This is a genomic window from Cupriavidus sp. GW822-FHT06G04 (genome assembly GCF_058799075.1).
On record NZ_JBXALD010000004.1, the window covers coordinates 146291 to 166703 of the forward strand.

Consider the following 20413-nt stretch of genomic DNA (forward strand, 5'->3'; position numbering starts at 1 on the left):
AGACCAGCAAAAGCGCACTCGGTGCAATGCCGACGATCGTCGCCAAGAAGGTCAGTGCGATCCACGCAAACTCGCTGAAAACGCCGCCCCGCGCGCGACATTCCCCGCCAGCCCGCTGCCGCTGACCGATTTCAAACACGGCGCGTCCGAGTGGCAAACCCGCCCCGCCGTCGACGCAACATCCCCGGCACCGGTCCAGAATCCAAAAAAAGCGAAGAATCTCATTCGAGAATGAGACTCGGGGATCGGTCGGCGGCCGTGGGCTGGCAGTAAAATGCCGCTTTGCGTCGCGGCCCGGCCGGGAGCGCTGCCGGCACAGCCGCAGCGCCCGGCCAGGATCCGCGGCTACCGATATATCGGCAACCCCATTCGGGGCGTTGCCCGTGAGGAATGCATGTCCGCAGAAACCCTTTCCAATCCCGCCGCGCCAGCGGATGAACCGCTCGACAACGCCGACGGCGCGTTTTCCGCCGCCGCGCTGGCGGCCGCCGAAGGCGCCGACAACGGCACGAGTGGCCCGCGCGGCACGAAGTCCACCAAGGCAGACAAGGCGGACAAGGCCGACAAGCAGACGCCAATGATGCAGCAATACATGCGCATCAAAGCGGACCACCCGGACACGCTGCTGTTCTACCGGATGGGCGACTTCTACGAACTGTTCCACGACGACGCCGAGAAGGCTGCCCGGCTGCTCGACATCACGCTGACCGCGCGCGGCCAGTCGGGCGGCGTGCCGATCCGCATGGCGGGCATCCCGTTTCACTCGGTCGACCAGTACCTCGCCCGGCTGGTCAAGCTTGGCGAATCGGTGGCCATCTGCGAACAGATTGGCGACCCGGCGACCAGCAAGAGGCCGGTGGAACGCAAGGTCGTGCGCATCGTCACGCCCGGCACGCTGACCGACGCCGCGCTGTTGCCCGACAAGGTCGACACCTACCTGATGGCCGTGCATCAGCAGACCACGCGGCGCGGTGTCGGCAAGACCGGCCTGGCATGGCTGAATCTGGCCAGCGGCGAACTGCGCCTGATGGAGTGCGAAGCCGGCGTTCTCGCACGGGAGCTCGAGCGCGTGCGCCCGGCCGAGCTGCTGTATGCGGACGGCATCGAGCTGCCCGCGCTGACCTGCGCCCGGACGCGGCTGCCGGAATGGCACTTCGACCAGGAAGCCGGCACGCGCCGTCTGCGCGAGCAGATCGGCGTAGCCAGCCTGGAGCCGTTCGGCTGCGCCGGGCTGGGCGCCGCGCTCGGCGCGGCCGGCGCGCTGCTGAACTATGCGGCGACCACGCAGGGACAATCGCTGCGCCATGTACAAGGCGTGATCGTCGAGCGCGAGTCCGAGTTCGTGGGGCTCGACAGTGCCACGCGTCGCAACCTGGAACTGACCGAGACGCTGCGCGGCGGCGAATCCCCTACCCTGTTCTCGCTGCTGGACACCTGCTCGACCACCATGGGCAGCCGTGCGCTGCGTCACTGGCTGCATCATCCGCTGCGCGACCCGGCGTTGCCGCGCGCACGACAACAGGCAATCGGCACGCTGATCGCCCAGGGCCCGGACACCGTACGCACGGCGCTGCGCAAGCTTTCCGATGTGGAACGCATCACGGCCCGGCTGGCGCTGCTGTCGGCGCGCCCCAGGGATCTTTCGTCGTTGCGCGACACATTGCGCGCGCTGCCAGCGGTGCAGGGTTGCATCACCAACGCCGAAGAATCGGCATTGCTGGCGCAGACGCTGGAAGAACTCGAAATACCGAAGGACTGCCTGGACCTGCTGATCCGCGCCGTGGCCGAGGAACCGTCGACCGTGATCCGCGATGGCGGCGTCATCGCGCGAGGCTACGATGCCGATCTCGACGAACTGCGCGACATTTCCGAAAACTGCGGGCAGTTCCTCATCGATCTCGAAACACGCGAGCGCGAACGCACCGGCATCGCGAACCTGCGCGTCGAATACAACCGCGTGCATGGCTTCTACATCGAAGTCACCAACGGGCAGGCCGACAAGGTGCCCGACGACTACCGTCGCCGCCAGACGCTCAAGAACGCCGAGCGTTACATCACGCCTGAACTGAAAGCCTTCGAGGACAAGGCGCTGTCCGCACAGGACCGCGCACTGGCGCGCGAGAAGCAATTGTACGAGGCATTGCTGCAAGCGCTGTTGCCGCATATCGGCAGCCTGCGCCGCGTGGCGGGCGCGCTGGCGCGCCTCGATGTACTGGCTACGCTGGCCGAGCGCGCGCAGACGCTCGACTGGACCCAGCCGGAACGGGTGAGCGAAAACGTCATCGACATTTCACAGGGCCGTCACCCGGTGGTCGAAGGCCAGCTCGCCGCAGAATCGGTCGCGTTCATCGCCAACGACTGCCATCTGACAGAAGCGCGCAAGCTGCTGCTGATCACCGGCCCCAACATGGGCGGTAAATCGACGTTCATGCGCCAGACCGCGCTGATCGTGCTGCTGGCGTGTGTCGGCGCGTGGGTGCCGGCTCGTCACGCCATCATCGGGCCGGTGGATCGCATCTTCACGCGGATTGGCGCGGCCGACGATCTGGCCGGCGGTCGTTCCACGTTCATGGTCGAGATGACGGAAGCCGCCGGCATTCTCCACAACGCCACGCCGTCGAGCCTGGTGCTGATGGATGAAATCGGCCGTGGCACTTCCACGTTCGACGGCCTTGCGCTGGCTTGGGCCATCGCGCGGCATCTGCTGTCGCACAATCGCAGCCACACGCTTTTCGCCACGCACTACTTCGAACTGACACAACTGCCGCAGGAATTTCCGCAAGCGGCCAATGTGCACTTGTCGGCGGTGGAGCACGGGGACGGCATCGTTTTCCTGCACGCCGTCCAGGACGGACCGGCCAGCCAGAGCTATGGCTTGCAGGTCGCGCAACTGGCGGGCGTTCCGCAGCCGGTGATACGTGCCGCGCGCAAGCATCTGGCATGGCTGGAACAGCAATCGGCCGACGCGACGCCGACGCCCCAGATGGATCTGTTCGCCGCGCCAGCCGCGCCGACCGACGAGGACATCGACGACGTACCCGGCGGCACCGCCGATCACCGCCTGTCGGCGGAACAGGCCGCCGCCTTCGATGCATTGGCCGATCTCGACCCGGACAGCCTATCGCCTCGCGATGCGCTCGACGCGTTGTACCGGCTCAAGGCGCTGGCGGAGACCGCGCGCAAGGTATGAGCGCCCGGCATCCGGTCCCGCAGACCGTCGTCATGGCGGTCATCCTGGCCTGCGCGGCAGCGGCTGCGGCGCCCGTTTTCGCGGCTCGCGTCAGCAAGGTGGCGCCGCCGACCAAGGCAGCCGCGCCGATCACCCGGTTGGCGCTGATCGCCGACGTGCCGCAATGGCCGGCGGCAGAAGCCCAGATGACCGCGCTGTTCGATTCGATAAATGCGCAGCAGGTGTCGCTGATCGTGCATGCTGGCGGCATCAAGGGCGATACGGAATCTTGCGGCGACGCGGTGCTGGGCGCGCGCCTGCGCGTGCTCGATGACTCGCCGTTACCGCTGCTCTACGTTCCAGGCGAGACCGACTGGGCGGAATGCCAGAAACCGATCAATGGCCGATTCGATGCGGTGGAACGGCTGAACAGGCTGCGCGAGTTGTTCTTCCCGATCGACAACACGCTGGGGCGGCGCACCTTGCCCGTGGTGCGCCAGTCGGACCAGGCGATGTTCCGGAGCTTTCGCGAGAACGTCCGCCTGGTCATCGGCGATGTGCTCGTGGTGGGGTTGAATCTACCCGGCGACAACAATCACTATCGCAGCGAAGGCGGCCGCAACGGCGAATTCGAAGACCGCCGCGAAGCCAATCGCCAATGGCTGAGCCGCGCATTCTCGGTGGCGGCGCAGCGCGATTTACCTGGCATCGTCGTGATTGCGCATGCCGATCCGCTGTTTGGCAACGGGTGGGAAAAATACGGCAAGCCTTCGTTGCTCGACGGCTTTCTGCGCAGGAAGTCGCGCGATGGATACCTCGAGTTCAAACGGCAACTGCGGGAACTGGCGACGAAGTATGCGGGGCAGGTATTGCTCGTCCATGCCAGCGACAACGGTTTCAGCGTCGACAAACCCCTGCGCGATGCGTCGGGAAAGGTCGTCAACAATTTCACACGTGTCGCCTTGCCGATCGGCACGCCATCGCGCTGGACCGAACTGGTCATCACGCCGGACACACGATCCGTCTTTCAGGTGGAACTGCAGGATGCGCCGGGAGCAAAATAGCCGGAGCGTCACGGCCGCTTGCCGTATGACACTCGCCGTTTGACACTCGCCGTTTGACACTCGCTCAATGACGTCCGCCCTATGACGCCCATTGTATTGCCCGCCATTTCATCTGATCTGCCTCAAGAGTTGGCATGGGTCGCGAGCGGGGGCCAAGTATAGAAAAAGCCGGCAAAATTGCCGGCTTTCTCATGTCCGCGATGACCTGTCGCGTATCGCCCAGATTAGCTTGTAGGGATCAGGGATCAGTGCAGGGTTCGCGGGCTTTCCTGGTCTCCGTCTTCGTCTTCGTCGACCACTTCGATTCCCGATGCGCCATGCGCGTGGCCGTGCTCGACTTCCTCGGCAGTGGCTTCGCGCACCTCGGAAACCTTGAGCCAGAAGCGCAGCGCCATGCCGGCCAGCGGATGGTTGCCGTCGAGCACCACCTTGTCTTCGGCAACGTCAGTCACCGTGTAGACGATCGAATCCTCGTCATCGCCGTCCTCGGGCACGCCCTCGAACTGCATGCCGACTTCGAGCGGCTCCGGGAAGCGATCGCGCGGCTCGACCTTCACGAGTTCCGCATCGTAGTCACCGAACGCATCGTCGGGTTCGAGCTGCAACTGGGTCTCGAAGCCAGCATCGTGGCCGTCCAGCGCTTCCTCGATCTTGGGGAACGTGCCATCATAGCCGCCGTGCAAGTAGACCATGGGCTCATCGGACTCTTCGATCAGATTGCCCTGCGCGTCCGACAGCTTGTACACCACGGACACCACCGTGTTCTTAGCGATTTTCAATTCTTGACTCCATGAGCGATTCCGCATTATACGCGCAGGCCTTGCCTGCGGGACCCATTGATCCCGACGCGCCGCTCACGCTGCTCGGGGGCATGACCCCCGCGGCCTTCATGCGTGATATCTGGCACCGCAAACCATTGCTGATTCGACAGGCTGTGCCTGGAATCGTGCCACCTGTGTCGCGCGAAGCGCTTTTTGATCTGGCCGATCAAGAGGATGTTGAATCACGACTGGTGTCGTACTTTCGCAACCGTTGGAAGCTCGAGCACGGTCCCTTCGCCGAAGACAATCTCCCGTCGCGCAAGACCAACAAATGGACCCTGCTGGTACAGGGCGTCAATCTGCACAACCAGGCCGCCGCAGACCTGATGAGCCAGTTCCGCTTCATACCGGATGCGCGGCTCGACGACGTCATGATCAGTTATGCAACCGATGGCGGCGGCGTGGGGCCGCACTTCGATTCCTACGACGTGTTCCTGCTGCAAGTATCGGGCCGCCGCCATTGGCGGATTTCGTCACAGACCAAGCTGGATCTGATTCCGGACATGCCGCTGAAGATCCTCGCCGACTTCAGCGCCGAGCAGGAATGGGTACTCGAACCGGGCGACATGCTTTACCTGCCGCCGCAGTACGCGCATGACGGCGTCGCGCAGGGCGAATGCATGACCGCCTCGATCGGCTTCCGGGCTCCCGCATATCGCGAACTTGCGGGCCATTTTCTGGCCTGGCTTTCGGAGACCGTGGAAGGCAACGAGGGACTTGACGGCCGCTACGCGGACGCAGGCGAGGCCGCGACCTCCACGCCAGCGCAACTGCCTCCCGGGCTGGCCCGCGCCGTGTCCGAAAAGTTGCAGGCGCTCAAGTGGAATTCGGGTATGGTGTCCGAGTTCCTCGGGTCGTATCTGTCGGAGCCCAAGCAGTCGGTGCAATTCAACGACGTTGCAGAAATTACGCTCAAGCAGTTCGCAAAACTTGCCAAACAACATGGCGTGGTACTTGCTCCCGGAACGATTGCGCTCTACGATCGCACGCATTTCTTTTTGAACGGCGAAGCGTACGAGCCGCCCGCCCCACTTGCCAAGTGGCTACGGCGGCTGGCAGATCAACGCCAACTGACCGCGGAAGAAGTCGATGCTTGCGCTGCCCTGCCCGATCTGATGGATACGTTCCACGACTGGGCGATGGAAGGGTGGATGCAATTTGCGCCGGTACGGGTGTAATAATGCGTAACAGAGTGAACCGGCAAATTTCGACTGTACACAAGGCGGGAAAACGCGGATATAATCGCCCGCTGGCTAGTACTGTGGACCACTGCACTGTCGGCACCCGGGAGAGCCTCATATTTGCAGTACAAGAGCGATAATTACCGGTAATTATTCATCGCCTGTTTTCGTTTTATTAAAAGTTAAAGGACGAACAATGAAGAAGTCTCTCCTGATCGCATCCCTGCTGGCTGCTGTTGCCCTGGCCGCTTGCGGCAAGAAGGAAGAAGCCGCCGCTCCGGCCGCTGACACCGCTGCTTCGGCTCCGGCCGCTGCCGCTCCTGCTGCTGACGCATCGGCTCCTGCCGCTGCTCCGGCTGCTGATGCTTCGGCCCCGGCTGCTGACGCCTCGGCTCCGGCTGCTGACGCTTCGGCTCCGGCTGCCAAGCAGTAATCGGTTTTTAACCGATTGAAAAAGCCGACCTTCGGGTCGGCTTTTTTATTTCCCGCGATTATCCGGGCCTCCCCACATTCGTGGGGTCAGGTTTTCGGCGATTATGGCCGCACCGGCTGCCAGCCCAATCCTTCGGCCTGATCCGCGATCAGGATCTCCTCGGGCGACACGCCCAGCACCGCAGCCAGCGCTCCCGATGCCAGTTCACGGGTATTGTTTTGCTTGCTCAGATGCGCCGCCACAACGCGCGACAGCTTGTCGTGCAGTACCTGCGAAAGAATACTTGCGGCAATATCGTTGGCCAGATGGCCGAAATCCCCACCAATGCGACGCTTCAGTGAAAACGGATAGGCCGAATTACGCAGCATTTCACGGTCGTGATTGCATTCCAGGATCAATGCGTCGACGCCTGCCAGCCGCGCGGTGACATAAGGCGTCTCCATACCCGCATCGGTCAGCACGCCAAGCTTCGCTGCGCCGTCAGTGAGTACAAACTGCAATGGCTCGCGTGCATCGTGCGGCACCGTGTAGGGATGGATCTCGATTCCGCCGATCGCGAATGGATGATCGGCGCAGCATACGCGCACGTCGGCCCGATCCGCGCCGCGCATGTGCGAAGTTGCCAGCCAGGTGCCGTGGCTGGTATGGACCGGCAGCGCATGGCGCGCGGCAAAGGCGTAAGCGGAGCCGACATGGTCGCCATGCTCGTGCGTCACCAGCACAGCGTCGAGCTGGTCGGGTGTCACGCCCAGGCGCGCAAGACGTAACGCCGTCTCCTTGATGCCAAAGCCGCAATCGAGCAGCACGCGCGTCACGGTTGTGCCATCGCTGGCCTCGATCAGCAGCGAATTGCCTTCACTGCCGCTGCCCAAAAAAGCAAAGCGCATCATTGATGCGCTCGCTTGAGGCGATGCCCGACGGCGGGCGCCGTCGGCATCGTTTCGGCTGCATTTGCAGCCATCAGTGCAGCTGTTCGTCCAGCAGCGACAGAATGCGCTTGCTGATGTCGGTATTTTCCGGTTGGCCGGCGTCGTTGAGCACCGTCACCGTGGTGCCGGTGCCACTGCCCTTGAGCGCCACGCGGTACTTCTTCGCGGTCTTGCCGTCGTTGGCCTTGGTGAAGATCTTCGAGAAGAAGCCACGATCGTCCACGGCCTGCTTCGGATCCACATAGCGGACGTAATACAGGCCCTGCGCGCGATCGCGATCCTCGACGGTGAAGTTCACGCGATCGAGCGACAGTCCCACCGAGCGCCATGCGCGGTCGAACGGCTCGGGCAACTGCAATGCCGGGGTGCCATTAACCTGGCTCAGGAACGACTTGCTGTCCGCGCTCGCCGCTGCGCCGGTGGCCGCTGCGGCAGCCGCGCCTGCGGGAGCGGCTGCCGGAGCCGATGCGCCATTCGCGGGAGCGGCGCCGATGCCGGCCGGCGTCGGATTCTTCGCCATCATGTCGGCCTGCTCCTTCTGCACGCCCAGGCGCTGGGCCAGGCGCGACAGGAATTCGGCTTCGAGCTCGGGATCGGCGGGACGCGGCGTCCAGACCGTGGTGGACTTGTCGATGCCGGTCAGCTGTTCCTGGGCACCGCGATGGCTGATGAACACTTCAAGCTGACCGTTCTGTGCACGCTCCACGCGCGTACGGAACTTGTCGCGCTCGGAGGTCGAGTACAGGCCGTCGAAAACCTTGCCGATCGTGTTACGGATGATGTCCTGCGGAATCTTGGCGCGATTCTCCGCCCAGTCGGTTTCCATGATCCCGGTCTGCGGCGAATCCTGCGTCAGCAGGAAGCCGTTTTCCTGCCAGAAACCGCGCAGCGACTCCCACAGTTGGTCGGCGCGCATGCCGTTGCTGATCACCAGCCAGCGCTGGTTGCCGTCGCGCTCCATGCGGATGCCCTGCGCGCTCGGCAGCACGTTGTTGGCCGGTTCCGCTTCACGCGTCTTATTGGCCTGCTGGTAGGTCGACAGCGTCGAGGTACCGGCCGCGTCGGGCACGGTATAGCGGCGATCGCCTTCCAGCTTGGTCAGGTCCGGCGGAATGTCCAGCGATGCGGTCTTCTTGCCCTGGGACTTGTAGTCGATCTTGTCGGGCTGCATAGCCTCGTTGATGCTGCTGCAGCCGGCAATCAGCGTCAGCGCCAACACGGGCGCAACCACTGCGACGCGGCGAACTTGCGTCGCGGCGCGACGGTTAAGCTTCTGTTTCATTGACACGTAATCCTGGTTTCAAGAATCGGCAAATAGCCGAACGTTCAGCCGGCGAATTTCAGCCCAGCAGGCCAGCCGCTGCCAGCGCGCGGCGCACGGTTTCGTGTTGACCTTCGGCCAGCGGGGTCAACGGCAGGCGGATACCGCCTTCCATCTTGCCCATTTGCTGGAGCGCCCACTTTACGGGGATCGGGTTGGCTTCCACGAACATGGCGCGATTCAGGTCGATCAGCTCCATGTGCAGACGGCGCGCCGTCACCACATCGCCCTTGAGCGCAGCCATGCACATTTCGTGCATCTTGCGCGGCGCGACGTTGGCGGTGACCGAGATGTTGCCATGACCGCCCAGCAGGATCAGCGCCACCGCCGTCGGATCATCGCCGCTATAGATCGCAAACCCTTGCGGCGCGCCCTTGATCAGTTGCGCGGCACGATCGATATTGCCGGTGGCTTCCTTGACGCCGACGATACCCGGCACCTGCGCCAGGCGCAGGATGGTCTCGTTGGTCATGTCCGCCACGGTACGGCCGGGCACATTGTAAAGCAGCACCGGCAGTTCCACGGCTTCCGCAATGGTGCGGAAATGGCGGTACATGCCTTCCTGCGTCGGCTTGTTGTAGTACGGCACGACCTGCAGCGAGGCGTCGGCGCCCACCTTCTTGGCAAAGGCCGTCAGCTCGATCGCTTCGCGCGTGGAATTGCCGCCGGTGCCGGCGATGATCGGTACCCGTCCGGCCGACTGTTCAACGGCGACGCGGATCAGTTCGCAGTGTTCCTCGACGTTGACGGTCGGCGACTCGCCCGTGGTCCCCACGATCACGATGCCATCGGTGCCTTCCGCCGCGTGCCAGTCGATGAGGGCGCGCAGGGCCGGAAAATCCAGGCTGCCATCCTCATGCATCGGGGTGACGATGGCCACGATGCTGCCGGTAATCTGTGTCATAGCTCTGGGAAGTCGGAATTTCGAACAACCGGGATTGTACCGGAACCCTTAGTACGTTCGCGCCCCCTATCAATGAGGGAAAACGTTAGCGCAGGTAACGTGTGGCGACGCGGTGGCGCTGACACCGCCCGGGCCGGCGCGCAGGCGTCACACGGGCAGCCGGTAGCGCGCCGGCGGCACTTGCCGGCCGGCCTCGGGCGTGGCGCAGAGGTCTTCACGCACGGCGCAGATGCGCTGCACGAAAGCCACGCGCGGCGCGTCCAGTGTGCCGTCCTCATAGCCGATCACGCGCAGGGTCCCGCGCGCCACATCGAGCAGTTCACCGGGACTGAGCAGGAAATCGGGGCGCGACGGCTTGCCCACGGTTTCGTTGCCCGCCGCAAAGGTCTCGTAGATCAACACGCCTCCCGGCGCCACGGCCCGCAGCAGATGCGGCCAGAGCGGACGATGCAGATAGTTCGTGACGACCACCGCATCGAAAGGACCGGCATCGTCAAGCGGCCACGCGCCCTGCTCCAGATCGGCCACGCGACCCTCGACGCCGTCCGGCAGGCTGCCAACTGCCGCGGCGTCGCGATCGACAGCCAGCACGGCAAAGCCGCGCTGCGCCAGCCATGCGGCGTGCCTGCCGCTGCCGCAGGCGAGATCGAGCACGCGGCCGCCGGGCCGGATCAAATGCGCCCAGCGGGTCAGCCAGGTGGAAGGTGCGCCAGTTGGGAAGTGTGTCGGAATCATGCGGGACTAACAGTCGGCAACGGGATTGCGCAGGCCGGCACGAGTGAACCGGGAACAGGCAAACCGGAAACAGGGAACAGGTGCCCCGGCGACACGCGAACCGATGGCCGTCACTGCAGCACCATCAGCACCGGCCGCAGCATCAGTTCGACGAGCGACAGCAACGCGGTCATCACCGGCTGCATCCAGATCTGCGTGATGACGCCAGCCGCCACCAGCGCCAGCACGATGAAGATGCCGTAGGGTTCGATGCGGGCGACTGCTTCGGCGGCCCGGCGCGGCAGAAACGCCGTCAGCACGCGTCCGCCATCGAGCGGCGGAATCGGAAACAAATTGAACGCGGCAACGACCGTATTCACGATCACGCCGGCCCGCACCATCTGACTCCAGAACGGCTCCTGGACCTGCGCCAACGAAAGCCCCACGGCCACCAGCGCCCAGAAAAACGCCTGCACGATATTGCTGGCGGGGCCAGCCAGCGCCACCCACATGCCATGCCAGCGCGGGTTGCGCAGATGGCTGAACACCACGGGCACGGGCTTGGCGAAGCCGAACACGAATTGCCCGGCGGTCAGGAAGTAAAGCAGCAACGGCACCGCCACCGTGCCGATCGGGTCGATATGCCGTATCGGATTCAGGCTGACGCGCCCCAGCCGCCAGGCCGTATCGTCGCCGAAATACTTGGCGACATAACCGTGCGCCGCCTCGTGCAGCGTGATGGCAAACAACACGGGCAAGGCATAAACAGCGAAAGTCTGGACGAGCGAGGAATCCATGCGGCCTATTCTATTGGGCTACCGGAGCGCCAGGCTGTCCGGTATGTCGGCGTATTGCGCGCCATGTATCAAAAAACGCAGCCATCAGGACAAGCTAGGCGGCTGCGGCATTCAGTCCGAATCGTTCGATGTCGCCGCGCCCCACACGGATCAACTCCGGTTCGCCGCTGGTCAGGTCGATCACCGTGGTCGGCTGGGCTGGCGCGGGGCCGCCGTCGATCACCAGGTCGAGCCGCTTTTCCAGCCTGGCGCGGATTTCTGACGGATCGTTCATCGGCGCTTCGTCGCCAGGCATCTGCAGCGTGGCCGAAATCAGCGGCTGGCCCAGTTCGCCCAGCAATGCCAGCGCGACCGCATGCTCGGGCACGCGCACGCCAATCGTCTTGCGCGCCGGATGCGACAGGCGCCGCGGCACTTCCTTGGTGGCTTCGAGAATGAACACGTAGGGGCCGGGCGTGGCGCCCTTGATCCAGCGGTATTGCCGGTTGTCGACCCGCGCGAAGTTGCCGAGTTCCGAGAGGTCGCTGCACATCAGCGTCAGATGGTGACGGTCGTCGATTTCGCGCAACCGGCGCAGCCGCTCGACCGCGGCCTTGTCGTCAAGCTGGCAGGCCAGCGCGTAGCTGGAATCGGTAGGCAGCGCGATCAGGCCGCCCTGGCGCACGATCTGGGCGGCCTGCTTGATCAGCCGCGCCTGCGGGGTGTCCGGATGGATTTCGAAGTACTGTGACATGGGGCGCGGAAATAACCTTGGAAAAGGACGCAGGTCACCAATCGTGCCAGACCGGCGTGACGTCGGAGGGCAGCGGCGGCAGCGTGCCGAGCTCCACGCGGCCTTCGCCGGGACCGTGGAAATCCGACCCGCGCGACGCCATCAGGCCGTAGCGCCGCGCCACGTCGGCATAACGCCGGAACTGGTCGGGCGTGTGGCTGCCGGTCACGACCTCGACGGCGCGTCCGCCCAGCTCGGTGAATTCGTCGAAGAGCGCGTCGTGCTGGGTGTCGGTGTAGTTGTAGCGGCCCGGATGGGCCATCACGGCGATGCCGCCCGCGGCGCGGATCCAGCCGACAGCCTCGGACAGGCGTGACCAGCGGTGCGGCACAAAGCCGGGGCGCCCTTCCGACAGATATTCGCTGAACACGTCGCCGATGGTCTTGCAACGGCCTTCGTCGACCAGCCAGCGCGCAAAGTGGGTGCGCGAGATCAGGTCCGGATTGCCGACATAGCGCAACGCGCCTTCATAGGCGCCGGGAATCCCGACCTTTGCCAGCGCCTCGCCGATGTCCTGCGCGCGCCGCGCGCGGCCATCGCGGGTCTTGGCCAGTCCGTCGATCAAATCGGGATGGAACGGGTCGATCTGCAGGCCCACGATGTGCACCGTCTGCCCGGCCCACGTGACCGAAATCTCGACGCCCGGCACATAACGCATGCCCAGCGCCTCGGCGGCGGCGCGCGCCTCGGCCTGGCCGCCGACTTCGTCGTGGTCGGTCAACGCCCAGAACTGCACACCGCCGGCATGGGCAAGCGCAGCCACGTCGGACGGCGGCAGCATCCCGTCGGACACGGTCGAATGGCAGTGCAGGTCGGCGTTGATGTCGTGCGCGTTTTTCATGGGGGCCATTCTACTCCCGACAAGCGTTTTTAGCCCTCCCGGCAAAGGTGGCGTGTCCGGATTGCCGCCCTGTGCAAGGTATGATGGGGCCCTGTTTCAAGACTCCCCAGCCCGCCATGTCCACCGCTCCCCTCGCCCACCCCCATGAACCCGTCCGGACCGATGTGCTGATCGTCGGCGCGGGGCCGGTGGGCCTGTTCGCGGCGTTCCAGGCCGGCGTGCTGGGGCTCAAATGCGAACTGATCGACGTGCTGGACCGCGCCGGCGGGCAGTGCACCGAGCTCTACCCCGAAAAGCCGATCTACGACATTCCGGCCGTGCCCGGCTGCCTGGCCCAGGATCTGGTCGATCGGTTGCTCGAACAATGCGCGCCGTTCGCATTTCCGATGCACTTCAGCCAGCGCGCAGATTCTGTCACTGACATCACGGACGCCGACGGCCATCCCCGCATGCTGGTGACCACCGATGCGGGCAAGCGCTTCGATGTCGCCGCGGTGCTGATCTGCGCCGGGGCGGGCGCCTTTGCGCCGCAACGCGTGTCGCTGCCGGAAGCCGCCGCGCTCGAAGATCGCCACGTGCATTACGCGGTGCGCGATGTGTCGCGTTTTGCGGGCAAGCGCGTGATCGTGGCCGGCGGCGGCGATTCCGCACTCGACTGGGCGCTGGCGCTGCGCAAGGTGGCCGCGCGCGTGACATTGCTGCATCGACGCGAGGGTTTCCGCGCCGCCGATCACACGGTCAATGCGATGCGCGCGGCGGTCGAAGCCGGGGAAATGGATTTCGTGGTCGGCATGCTCGGCAGCTTGCACACCAGCGACACCGGCGCACTTACGCATGCCGGCATCAAGACGCGCGATGGCGAAAGAACGCTGGAAACCGACGAACTGGTGGCTCTGTACGGGCTGGTTTCCGAGCCCGGCCCGATCGCCCAATGGGATCTGGACATGCGCGCGGGCCGCATCGCCATTGAAGACACCACCACGTATGAAACCTCGCGCCGCGGCATCTTCGCGGCGGGCGACATCGCGGTATATCCGAACAAGCAGAAGCTGATCCTGTCGGGCTTCCACGAAGCCGCGCTGGCGCTGCGCAAGGCATACCACTACGCGTTTCCCAACAAGGCGCTGGTGCATATGCATACCAGCAACAACCCCGCCCTGAAAGAAAAGCTGACCCACGGCTGAGCGGCTTGGCCGCGGCCATTGCGAGCCAGCGTCCGATGCAACGCGCCGCGCTCAGCGCAGAAAATCCTCGATCAGTTTCGCCACGACCTGCGGCTGATCGTGATGCAGCATGTGGCCGGCGTCGTCGACGAACACTTCACGAAAATCGGGGAACGCGCGAAAGCGCTCGCGGAATTCGTCGATGTCCTGCTTGTGCGCGATGTGCTTGAGAGTTGCCGAATCGCGTGCCTCCACATGCAGCACCGGCGCCGTGACCTTGGCCCAGATGGCCATGATCTCGTCGATGCGGTACAGCGTCGGATTCGTCATCTTGTGCGCGGCGTCGCCGAGGATCTCCCAACGCCCCTGCTCATTACGGCGCGACCAGTGCGCGGCCAGAAACGCGGCGCGGTCGTCCGGCAGGCGCGGATTGGTCTTCTGCAACCGTGCCGCCACCGCGGCCTCGCTGTCGTAGGTCTTCAGCGCGGGCGGCTCGCGCATCTCGTCGAGCCAGCGCAGCAGGCGTCCCGGCGCCTGCTCGGGCCGCGTGCGCGTCAGCCCAAAACCTTCCAGATCGACCACGCGCCGTACGCGCTCCGGCCGCACGCCCGCATAAATGCAGGCGACATTGGCGCCCATGCTGTGTCCGACCAGATCCACCTGGCCATCGGGCTGATAGTGGTCCAGCAGCGCCTCGAGATCGGCCACATAGTCGGGAAACCAGTATGACTGCGTGCCCGGATAGCGCGTGGGATGGTCCGTTTCGCCAAACCCGCGCCAATCCATCGCGATCACATGCCAGTCGTGCTGAAATGCGTCGACCAGGAACTGGAACGACGCCGCCACATCCATCCAGCCGTGCAGCATGAACAACTTCGGCGCACCGGCTTGCCCCCATTGGCGCACGTGCGTGCGCAGGCCGCGCAGCGTGATAAATTCGGAACGCGAAGTTTCCGTGATGGTCATGGTGTCTACCCTCTGTGCCCAGGTCTTCTTATGCGCGCACGGCATGGCCACGCGGCGGCCCGGATAAAAATAGAACGATCGTTCGCTTGCCGGATTATAGCCATAACGCCAAATCCCGCGCAGGCCACAACCATGGAGACATTGCATGACCGCCTTGCCGGCCACGCGTCGTGACGACTATCACGCGCTGTACGAATCGTTCCGCTGGAACGTGCCCGAGCACTTCAACCTGGCCGATGTCTGCTGCACACGCTGGGCGCGCGACCCGGCCACGGCGTCCCGCATCGCGGTCCACACCGAACACGAAGACGGCAGGCGCGCGTCATACACCTACGCCCATATCCAGGCCGAAGCCAACCGGCTGTCGCGCGCGTTGCGCGAAATCGGCGTGCGGCGCGGCGATCGTGTCGCGATCGTGATGCCGCAGCGTATCGAGACCGTGATCGCCGGGATGGCGGTCTACCAGCTCGGCGCGATTGCCATGCCGCTGTCGATGCTGTTCGGGCCCGAAGCGCTGGCGTACCGCATCGATCATAGCGAGACGCGCGTGGCAATCGGCGACGAGACGTCGATCGACAACCTGCTGGCGGCGCGGCCCGAATGCCCGACGCTCAAAACGCTGATCGGGGTGGGCGCGGCCACCGGACGCGGCGATCTGGACTGGGATGTGCTGCTGGCCGCGCAGCTGCCCGAATTCACGGCCGAACAAACCAAGGCCGACGAAGCGGCGGTGCTGATCTACACCAGCGGCACCACCGGGCCGCCCAAGGGCGCGGTGATCCCGCACCGCGCGCTGATCGGCAATCTGACCGGTTTCGTCTGCTCGCAGAACTGGTATCCGCAGGACGACGACGTGTTCTGGAGCCCCGCCGACTGGGCCTGGACCGGCGGGCTGTGGGACGCCCTAATGCCAGCGCTCTATTTCGGCAAGCCGATCGTCGGCTATCAGGGCCGTTTTTCGGCCGAGCACGCGTTCGAGCTGCTCGAACGGTATGGCGTCACCAACACGTTCCTGTTTCCCACCGCGCTCAAGCAGATGATGAAGGCGTGCCCGTCGCCAGCGCAGCGCTACCAGCTGAAGCTGCGCTCGATCATGAGCGCGGGCGAAGCGGTTGGCGAGACCGTGTTTTCGTGGTGCCGCGAAGCGCTCGGCGTGACCGTCAACGAGATGTTCGGCCAAACCGAGATCAACTATATCGTCGGCAACTGCACCGCGCAGAATGACGACGCGCATCTTGGCTGGCCCGCGCGGCCCGGATCGATGGGACGCCCCTACCCTGGCCATCGCGTGGCGGTGATCGACGAAGACGGCAAACCGTGTGCGCCCGGCGAAGACGGCGAAGTGGCCGTATGCGCAAACGACATCCACGGCCATCCGGACCCGGTCTTCTTCCTCGGTTACTGGAAGAACGAAGCCGCCACGGCCGGCAAGTATGCGGAATACGACGGCATGCGCTGGTGCCGCACCGGGGACCTGGCGCGCGTCGACGCCGATGGCTACCTCTGGTATCAGGGCCGCGCCGACGACGTATTCAAGTCATCGGGCTACCGGATCGGACCGAGCGAAATCGAAAACTGCCTGCTCAAGCATCCAGCCGTATCGAACTGCGCCGTGGTGCCGTCGCCCGATCCCGAGCGCGGCGCCATCGTCAAGGCGTTCATCGTGCTGACGCCTTCCATCGCGAGGTCGTTCGATAACGACGCGGCGCTCGTGAGCGAACTGCAGCAGCACGTGCGCGGCCAGCTGGCGCCTTACGAATATCCGAAGGCGATCGAATTTATCGACCAGTTGCCGATGACGACGACCGGCAAGATCCAGCGCCGCGTACTGCGTTTGATGGAACAGGAGCGCGCGCAGAAGGGCGCGGCGAGCTAGCCGGCCGAGGCCGTCAGCCACGCCAGTTCGTCCTCGTCGAAACCGGCCGCGCGCCGGGCTTCGAAGTTGAACGGACCGCGCAGCTTGGGCGCGCGATATTGCGCCGCCAGTTGCGCATACGTGGCCACGGGCTCCAGCCCGCGTTGGGCGCACAGCCAGCGATACCAATGGTTGCCGATGGCCACATGCCCGACTTCGTCGCGCAGGATGATGTCGATGATGGCTGCAGCCGCGGCGTCGCCCGCTTCGGCCAGTTTGGCGCGCACCGGCGGCGAGGCGTCGAGCCCGCGCGCTTCCAGCGTGCGCGGCACCAGCGCCATGCGCGCCAGCACATCGCCTGACGTTTTGTCGGTCATTTCCCAGAGACTGTTGTGCGCGGGAAAATCGCCATAGGACGCCGCCAGCGTCTCAAGGTGATCGGCCAGCAGGCTGAAGTGGTACGCCTCCTCGTCGGCCACGCGCAGCCAGTCGCGGTAATAGTCGAGCGGCATGCCCGGAAATCGCCACACCGCGTCCAGCGCCAGATTGATCGCATTGAATTCGATATGGCACAGCGCGTGGATCATGTTGGCCCGGCCGGCCGTGGTGTGGATCGATCGCCGGCGCTCGACCTGCTGCGGCGGAACCAGTTCCGGAAGTGCCGGTCGGCCCGGCACGCGGGACGGCTCTGCCACAAGACATTCATCCGGATCGATCACGATGCCAGTAGCGGCCCGCAGCGCCGCGTACAGCGAGCGCGCCGCGGCCGCCTTGGCCCTGGCATCGGTCATGCATAACACTTCCAGCGCGCGGCGGCGGGCGGAAAGTGGCGGTTCAGCGATGTCGGCAGGTGCGATCACTGGCATAGGCGTAAAATTCGGGAAGCCGCCATTGTAGAGCCTGGCTGAAACCATGCCGGCATCGGATTCTGGCGCCTTGCCTGACGCTTTGCCCGGCTCTTTTAATCCGCGCGGCGGCCCCCAATTACACCCATTCCTGCAGGAGACCCCATGGCGCTTTACCAGCTCGGCGACATCGCCCCGACCATTCACGACGAAGCCTATGTCGCGGCCGAAGCCACCATCATCGGCAACGTGACGCTCAAGGCGCGTGCCAGCGCCTGGCCGGGCGTGGTGATCCGCGGCGACAACGAACCGATCGTGGTGGGCGAAGACACCAACATCCAGGAAGGCTCGGTGCTGCATACCGATCCGGGCCGGCCGCTGACGCTGGGCGACAAGGTCTCCGTCGGGCACCAAGCCATGCTGCACGGCTGCACGGTCGGCGAAGGTTCGCTGATCGGCATCCAGGCGGTGGTGCTCAATGGCGCCGTGATCGGCAAGGAATGCCTGGTCGGAGCGGGCGCCGTGGTCACCGAAAACAAGGTGTTTCCGGACCGCTCGCTGATCCTGGGCGCGCCCGCCAAAGTAGTGCGCGAACTGACCGACGACGACGTCGCCAACCTCTATCGCAACGCGCAGACCTATGCGCAGCGGCAGGCCGTCTACAAGACCGAACTCAAGCGTATCGGCTGACACTCGCCGGCAACGCATCAACGCAACAAAGATCCACAGAACCGTGACTGCTTCCTCCAATCCCGACACCCTCCAGAAATTCCTGTTCGACGCGGCCCCCGTACGCGGAGAACTGGTCCGCATGGAGGCCACCTGGCAAGAAGTGCTGAACCGGCACGCCTACCCGGCGCCGGTGCGGCGCCTGCTGGGCGAGATGATGGCAGCCGCGGCGCTGCTGTCGGCCAATCTCAAGTTCAATGGCGCGCTGGTAATGCAGCTGCATGGCGACGGGCCGGTGCGCATGCTGGTGGTCGAGTGCCTGTCGGATCTCTCGCTGCGCGCGACTGCCAAGATCGCCGAAAACGCCGAGATCGCCGACGATGCGTCGCTGAAACAGCTCGTCAACGTGCACGGCAAGGGCCGCTTCGCCATCACGCTGGACCCGCAGGACAAGCTGCCGGGCCAGCAGCCCTACCAGGGCATCGTGCCGCTGGCGGACGAACATGGGCCGCTGGCCACCATGACCGAAGTGCTGGAGCACTACATGCAGGCGTCCGAACAGCTGGACACGCGGCTGTGGCTGGCGTCGAACGATCAGGTGGCGGCGGGCATGCTGCTGCAGAAACTGCCCTCATACGGCGGAACACTCGGCGCCGAAGTCGGCGAGACCGGTGCACCGCTGGACGCCGAAGGCCGCGCGCAGGATCTCGATACATGGGATCGCGCCTGCCAGTTGGGCGCCACGCTGAAAGCGGACGAACTGCTGGCGGAATTGCCGGAAACGCTGCTGCGACGCCTATTCTGGGAAGAGCTGCAGAATGCCGGCCTGCGCGTATTCGAGCCGATGACGCCGCACTTCCAATGCTCGTGCTCCCTGGCCAAAGTGGCGGGGATGCTGCAATCGCTCGGACAGGAAGAAGTCGAAAGCATCATCGCCGAGCGTGGCGAAGTGGAAATTCACTGCGATTTTTGCGGCCAGCGTTATGCCTTCGACCCGGTCGACGCGGCGCAGTTGTTCACCGCCCCGGTAGCGACCGGCGCTGGCGACGGCGCGAATCAGCAGCACTGACGCGCGACAGTTGCTCGACAGTTGCGGGAGGTCGACCTGCGTGCGGAACCACACGCACTGTCGGAGGGGTCCAATGGCAATCTTTTACGCGATAGCTATCGGAGTTTGAAATGATTGCGTCCATCCGCTCTCGATCCCCGCTCCTGCTGGCCGGCGCCGTGGCGACGGCCGCGCTGGTCGCCGGCTGTGCGGCCCCTGTCCCACGCGACATCGACGGCGCACCGGCCACGGCCCGGCTTGCCCCAGACGCCATCGCGCCCGCCCCGCTGAGCGAGGCCGAGCGCCAGCGGCTTGGCGCGCTGAACCAGCAGCTCCTTCGCGAGCAGGCCACCGTCATGGCCAGCGAGCAACAGGCAGCCGCCTGGAGCCGCGCGGCCTATGCCTATCCGAATACGAGCCTTAGCCTGTTCTACGGCGGCTGGGGCGGCGGCCACTGGGGCGGTGGGGTGGGCATCAGCTCGCCCGGCTGGGGCGGCTATGGCTGGGGTGGCTATCCGTACGGATGGTGGTGATGCAGCGCGCGGCGGCGCGCCTGCCTTGGTGACAGCGGAAATCAGTGGCCGCCGCGTCCAGCGACGGAGTTGGGCGGCGGCGGCAGCGGCGGCGTGGCGCTGACCTTCGGCGCGGGCGCGACGAACTGCACAAACACCTCGCCTTCCTTGACCATTCCCAATTCGTACCGCGCACGTTCCTCGATGGCGCCTGTGCCGTCCTGCAGATCCTTCACTTCACCTTCGAGTTTGGCATTGCGCAGTTTCAGCGCCTGATTGTGCGCAGTCTGTTCGTTGACCTGGCGATTCAGGTCCCAGACACGCAGCCAGCCGCCCTTGCCCAGCCATAGCGGGTACTGAATGGCAAGCAGAAGAACGAACAGCAGCAGGGAAATCAGGCGCATTGGGG

Annotated in this window: 20 protein-coding genes; 9 read left to right on the forward strand and 11 right to left on the reverse strand. The window is 64.9% G+C overall.

The window, feature by feature from the left end; translation table 11 throughout:
* Positions 1-577 precede the first annotated feature (577 nt).
* Together mutS and AC1RKI_RS11060 are read left to right on the forward strand one after the other, a co-directional pair.
* Positions 578-3190, forward strand: a complete 2613-nt coding sequence (gene mutS, locus AC1RKI_RS11055) for a DNA mismatch repair protein MutS (RefSeq protein ID WP_492795558.1) — start codon at positions 578-580, stop codon at positions 3188-3190.
* Entirely contained in the window at positions 3187-4233 is a 1047-nt protein-coding gene (locus AC1RKI_RS11060; protein WP_492795338.1) for a hypothetical protein, read from the forward strand. The genes mutS and AC1RKI_RS11060 overlap by 4 nt, the downstream gene beginning before the upstream one ends.
* 245 nt (positions 4234-4478) lie before the next feature.
* Here AC1RKI_RS11060 and AC1RKI_RS11065 read toward each other — a convergent pair whose 3' ends face one another.
* Entirely contained in the window at positions 4479-5012 is a 534-nt protein-coding gene (locus AC1RKI_RS11065) for an FKBP-type peptidyl-prolyl cis-trans isomerase (RefSeq protein ID WP_061956110.1), read from the reverse strand.
* Positions 5013-5023: 11 nt separating this feature from the next.
* Here AC1RKI_RS11065 and AC1RKI_RS11070 point away from each other — a divergent pair, with 11 nt between their 5' ends.
* Positions 5024-6232, forward strand: coding sequence for a ribosomal protein uL16 3-hydroxylase (locus AC1RKI_RS11070; RefSeq protein ID WP_492795339.1), 1209 nt, complete (start codon positions 5024-5026; stop codon positions 6230-6232).
* A gap of 199 nt (positions 6233-6431) precedes the next feature.
* Positions 6432-6668: a hypothetical protein gene (locus AC1RKI_RS11075; RefSeq protein WP_084003951.1), complete on the forward strand. Its 237-nt coding sequence runs from the start codon at positions 6432-6434 to the stop codon at positions 6666-6668.
* Between the two features lie 101 nt (positions 6669-6769).
* Here the strand turns inward: AC1RKI_RS11075 and AC1RKI_RS11080 are convergent, their stop codons facing one another.
* The 7 genes from AC1RKI_RS11080 to AC1RKI_RS11110 all read right to left on the reverse strand — a co-directional run bounded on the left by AC1RKI_RS11080 (position 6770) and on the right by AC1RKI_RS11110 (position 12946).
* Positions 6770-7558, reverse strand: a complete 789-nt coding sequence (locus tag AC1RKI_RS11080) for an MBL fold metallo-hydrolase (RefSeq protein WP_227459760.1) — start codon at positions 7556-7558, stop codon at positions 6770-6772.
* A 70-nt stretch (positions 7559-7628) separates the two neighbouring features.
* Positions 7629-8879: an NlpB/DapX family lipoprotein gene (gene bamC / locus AC1RKI_RS11085; protein WP_061956107.1), complete on the reverse strand. Its 1251-nt coding sequence runs from the start codon at positions 8877-8879 to the stop codon at positions 7629-7631.
* 58 nt (positions 8880-8937) lie between these two features.
* Complete coding sequence (gene dapA / locus AC1RKI_RS11090; protein ID WP_061956105.1) at positions 8938-9822, reverse strand: 4-hydroxy-tetrahydrodipicolinate synthase; 885 nt, start codon at positions 9820-9822, stop codon at positions 8938-8940.
* 147 nt (positions 9823-9969) lie between these two features.
* Positions 9970-10557 (reverse strand): class I SAM-dependent methyltransferase, encoded by a 588-nt coding sequence (locus tag AC1RKI_RS11095; RefSeq protein WP_492795343.1) that lies wholly within the window; start codon positions 10555-10557, stop codon positions 9970-9972.
* Positions 10558-10667: 110 nt separating this feature from the next.
* Complete coding sequence (locus AC1RKI_RS11100; protein ID WP_061956101.1) at positions 10668-11333, reverse strand: site-2 protease family protein; 666 nt, start codon at positions 11331-11333, stop codon at positions 10668-10670.
* A 94-nt stretch (positions 11334-11427) separates the two neighbouring features.
* Positions 11428-12066 carry an L-threonylcarbamoyladenylate synthase gene (locus AC1RKI_RS11105; RefSeq protein WP_061956099.1) on the reverse strand — a complete coding sequence of 213 codons (639 nt, stop codon included), beginning with the start codon at positions 12064-12066 and terminating at the stop codon, positions 11428-11430.
* A gap of 34 nt (positions 12067-12100) precedes the next feature.
* Positions 12101-12946 carry a 3',5'-nucleoside bisphosphate phosphatase gene (locus tag AC1RKI_RS11110; protein ID WP_084003950.1) on the reverse strand — a complete coding sequence of 282 codons (846 nt, stop codon included), beginning with the start codon at positions 12944-12946 and terminating at the stop codon, positions 12101-12103.
* A 116-nt stretch (positions 12947-13062) separates the two neighbouring features.
* Here AC1RKI_RS11110 and AC1RKI_RS11115 point away from each other — a divergent pair, with 116 nt between their 5' ends.
* The gene (locus tag AC1RKI_RS11115) at positions 13063-14130 is read left to right on the forward strand and encodes an NAD(P)/FAD-dependent oxidoreductase (protein WP_061956094.1); all 1068 of its coding nucleotides are present in this window, start codon (positions 13063-13065) and stop codon (positions 14128-14130) included.
* Positions 14131-14181: 51 nt separating this feature from the next.
* On the opposite strand, the gene AC1RKI_RS11120 is transcribed toward AC1RKI_RS11115, so the two are convergent.
* Entirely contained in the window at positions 14182-15075 is an 894-nt protein-coding gene (locus AC1RKI_RS11120; RefSeq protein WP_150981487.1) for an alpha/beta fold hydrolase, read from the reverse strand.
* A gap of 145 nt (positions 15076-15220) precedes the next feature.
* On the opposite strand from AC1RKI_RS11120, the gene AC1RKI_RS11125 reads away from it, so the two are divergent.
* The gene (locus AC1RKI_RS11125; RefSeq protein WP_492795347.1) at positions 15221-16951 is read left to right on the forward strand and encodes an acetate--CoA ligase; all 1731 of its coding nucleotides are present in this window, start codon (positions 15221-15223) and stop codon (positions 16949-16951) included.
* Here the strand turns inward: AC1RKI_RS11125 and AC1RKI_RS11130 are convergent.
* Entirely contained in the window at positions 16948-17796 is an 849-nt protein-coding gene (locus AC1RKI_RS11130; RefSeq protein ID WP_492795349.1) for a ferritin-like domain-containing protein, read from the reverse strand. The two genes, AC1RKI_RS11125 and AC1RKI_RS11130, sit on opposite strands and share 4 nt — an antisense overlap.
* Positions 17797-17940: 144 nt before the next feature.
* Here AC1RKI_RS11130 and AC1RKI_RS11135 point away from each other — a divergent pair, with 144 nt between their 5' ends.
* From AC1RKI_RS11135 to AC1RKI_RS11145, 3 genes are all read left to right on the forward strand, one after another.
* On the forward strand, positions 17941-18465 hold the full coding sequence (locus tag AC1RKI_RS11135; RefSeq protein ID WP_061956090.1) for a gamma carbonic anhydrase family protein: 525 nt from the start codon (positions 17941-17943) through the stop codon (positions 18463-18465).
* 43 nt (positions 18466-18508) lie between these two features.
* Positions 18509-19513: an Hsp33 family molecular chaperone HslO gene (hslO, locus tag AC1RKI_RS11140; RefSeq protein WP_150981491.1), complete on the forward strand. Its 1005-nt coding sequence runs from the start codon at positions 18509-18511 to the stop codon at positions 19511-19513.
* 110 nt (positions 19514-19623) lie between these two features.
* A complete protein-coding gene (locus AC1RKI_RS11145) occupies positions 19624-20025 on the forward strand; it encodes a hypothetical protein (RefSeq protein ID WP_227459768.1) in 402 nt (133 codons plus the stop codon).
* 41 nt (positions 20026-20066) lie between these two features.
* Here the strand turns inward: AC1RKI_RS11145 and ftsB are convergent, their stop codons facing one another.
* Positions 20067-20408 carry a cell division protein FtsB gene (ftsB, locus tag AC1RKI_RS11150; RefSeq protein ID WP_061956084.1) on the reverse strand — a complete coding sequence of 114 codons (342 nt, stop codon included), beginning with the start codon at positions 20406-20408 and terminating at the stop codon, positions 20067-20069.
* Between the last annotated feature and the right edge of the window lie 5 nt (positions 20409-20413).

What these genes read in the sequence shown, in the direction of transcription:
- mutS (WP_492795558.1), top strand. Translation starts at nt 578, where the DNA reads ATGATGCAGCAATACATGCGCATCAAAGCGGACCACCCGGACACGCTG.
- AC1RKI_RS11125 (WP_492795347.1), top strand. Translation starts at nt 15,221, where the DNA reads ATGACCGCCTTGCCGGCCACGCGTCGTGACGACTATCACGCGCTGTAC.
- AC1RKI_RS11080 (WP_227459760.1), bottom strand. Translation starts at nt 7,558, where the DNA reads ATGATGCGCTTTGCTTTTTTGGGCAGCGGCAGTGAAGGCAATTCGCTG.
- bamC (WP_061956107.1), bottom strand. Translation starts at nt 8,879, where the DNA reads ATGAAACAGAAGCTTAACCGTCGCGCCGCGACGCAAGTTCGCCGCGTC.
- AC1RKI_RS11060 (WP_492795338.1), top strand. Translation starts at nt 3,187, where the DNA reads ATGAGCGCCCGGCATCCGGTCCCGCAGACCGTCGTCATGGCGGTCATC.
- AC1RKI_RS11145 (WP_227459768.1), top strand. Translation starts at nt 19,624, where the DNA reads ATGATTGCGTCCATCCGCTCTCGATCCCCGCTCCTGCTGGCCGGCGCC.
- dapA (WP_061956105.1), bottom strand. Translation starts at nt 9,822, where the DNA reads ATGACACAGATTACCGGCAGCATCGTGGCCATCGTCACCCCGATGCAT.
- AC1RKI_RS11130 (WP_492795349.1), bottom strand. Translation starts at nt 17,796, where the DNA reads ATGCCAGTGATCGCACCTGCCGACATCGCTGAACCGCCACTTTCCGCC.
- AC1RKI_RS11095 (WP_492795343.1), bottom strand. Translation starts at nt 10,557, where the DNA reads ATGATTCCGACACACTTCCCAACTGGCGCACCTTCCACCTGGCTGACC.
- AC1RKI_RS11100 (WP_061956101.1), bottom strand. Translation starts at nt 11,333, where the DNA reads ATGGATTCCTCGCTCGTCCAGACTTTCGCTGTTTATGCCTTGCCCGTG.
- AC1RKI_RS11105 (WP_061956099.1), bottom strand. Translation starts at nt 12,066, where the DNA reads ATGTCACAGTACTTCGAAATCCATCCGGACACCCCGCAGGCGCGGCTG.
- AC1RKI_RS11070 (WP_492795339.1), top strand. Translation starts at nt 5,024, where the DNA reads ATGAGCGATTCCGCATTATACGCGCAGGCCTTGCCTGCGGGACCCATT.
- ftsB (WP_061956084.1), bottom strand. Translation starts at nt 20,408, where the DNA reads ATGCGCCTGATTTCCCTGCTGCTGTTCGTTCTTCTGCTTGCCATTCAG.
- AC1RKI_RS11135 (WP_061956090.1), top strand. Translation starts at nt 17,941, where the DNA reads ATGGCGCTTTACCAGCTCGGCGACATCGCCCCGACCATTCACGACGAA.
- AC1RKI_RS11075 (WP_084003951.1), top strand. Translation starts at nt 6,432, where the DNA reads ATGAAGAAGTCTCTCCTGATCGCATCCCTGCTGGCTGCTGTTGCCCTG.
- AC1RKI_RS11120 (WP_150981487.1), bottom strand. Translation starts at nt 15,075, where the DNA reads ATGACCATCACGGAAACTTCGCGTTCCGAATTTATCACGCTGCGCGGC.
- AC1RKI_RS11110 (WP_084003950.1), bottom strand. Translation starts at nt 12,946, where the DNA reads ATGAAAAACGCGCACGACATCAACGCCGACCTGCACTGCCATTCGACC.
- AC1RKI_RS11115 (WP_061956094.1), top strand. Translation starts at nt 13,063, where the DNA reads ATGTCCACCGCTCCCCTCGCCCACCCCCATGAACCCGTCCGGACCGAT.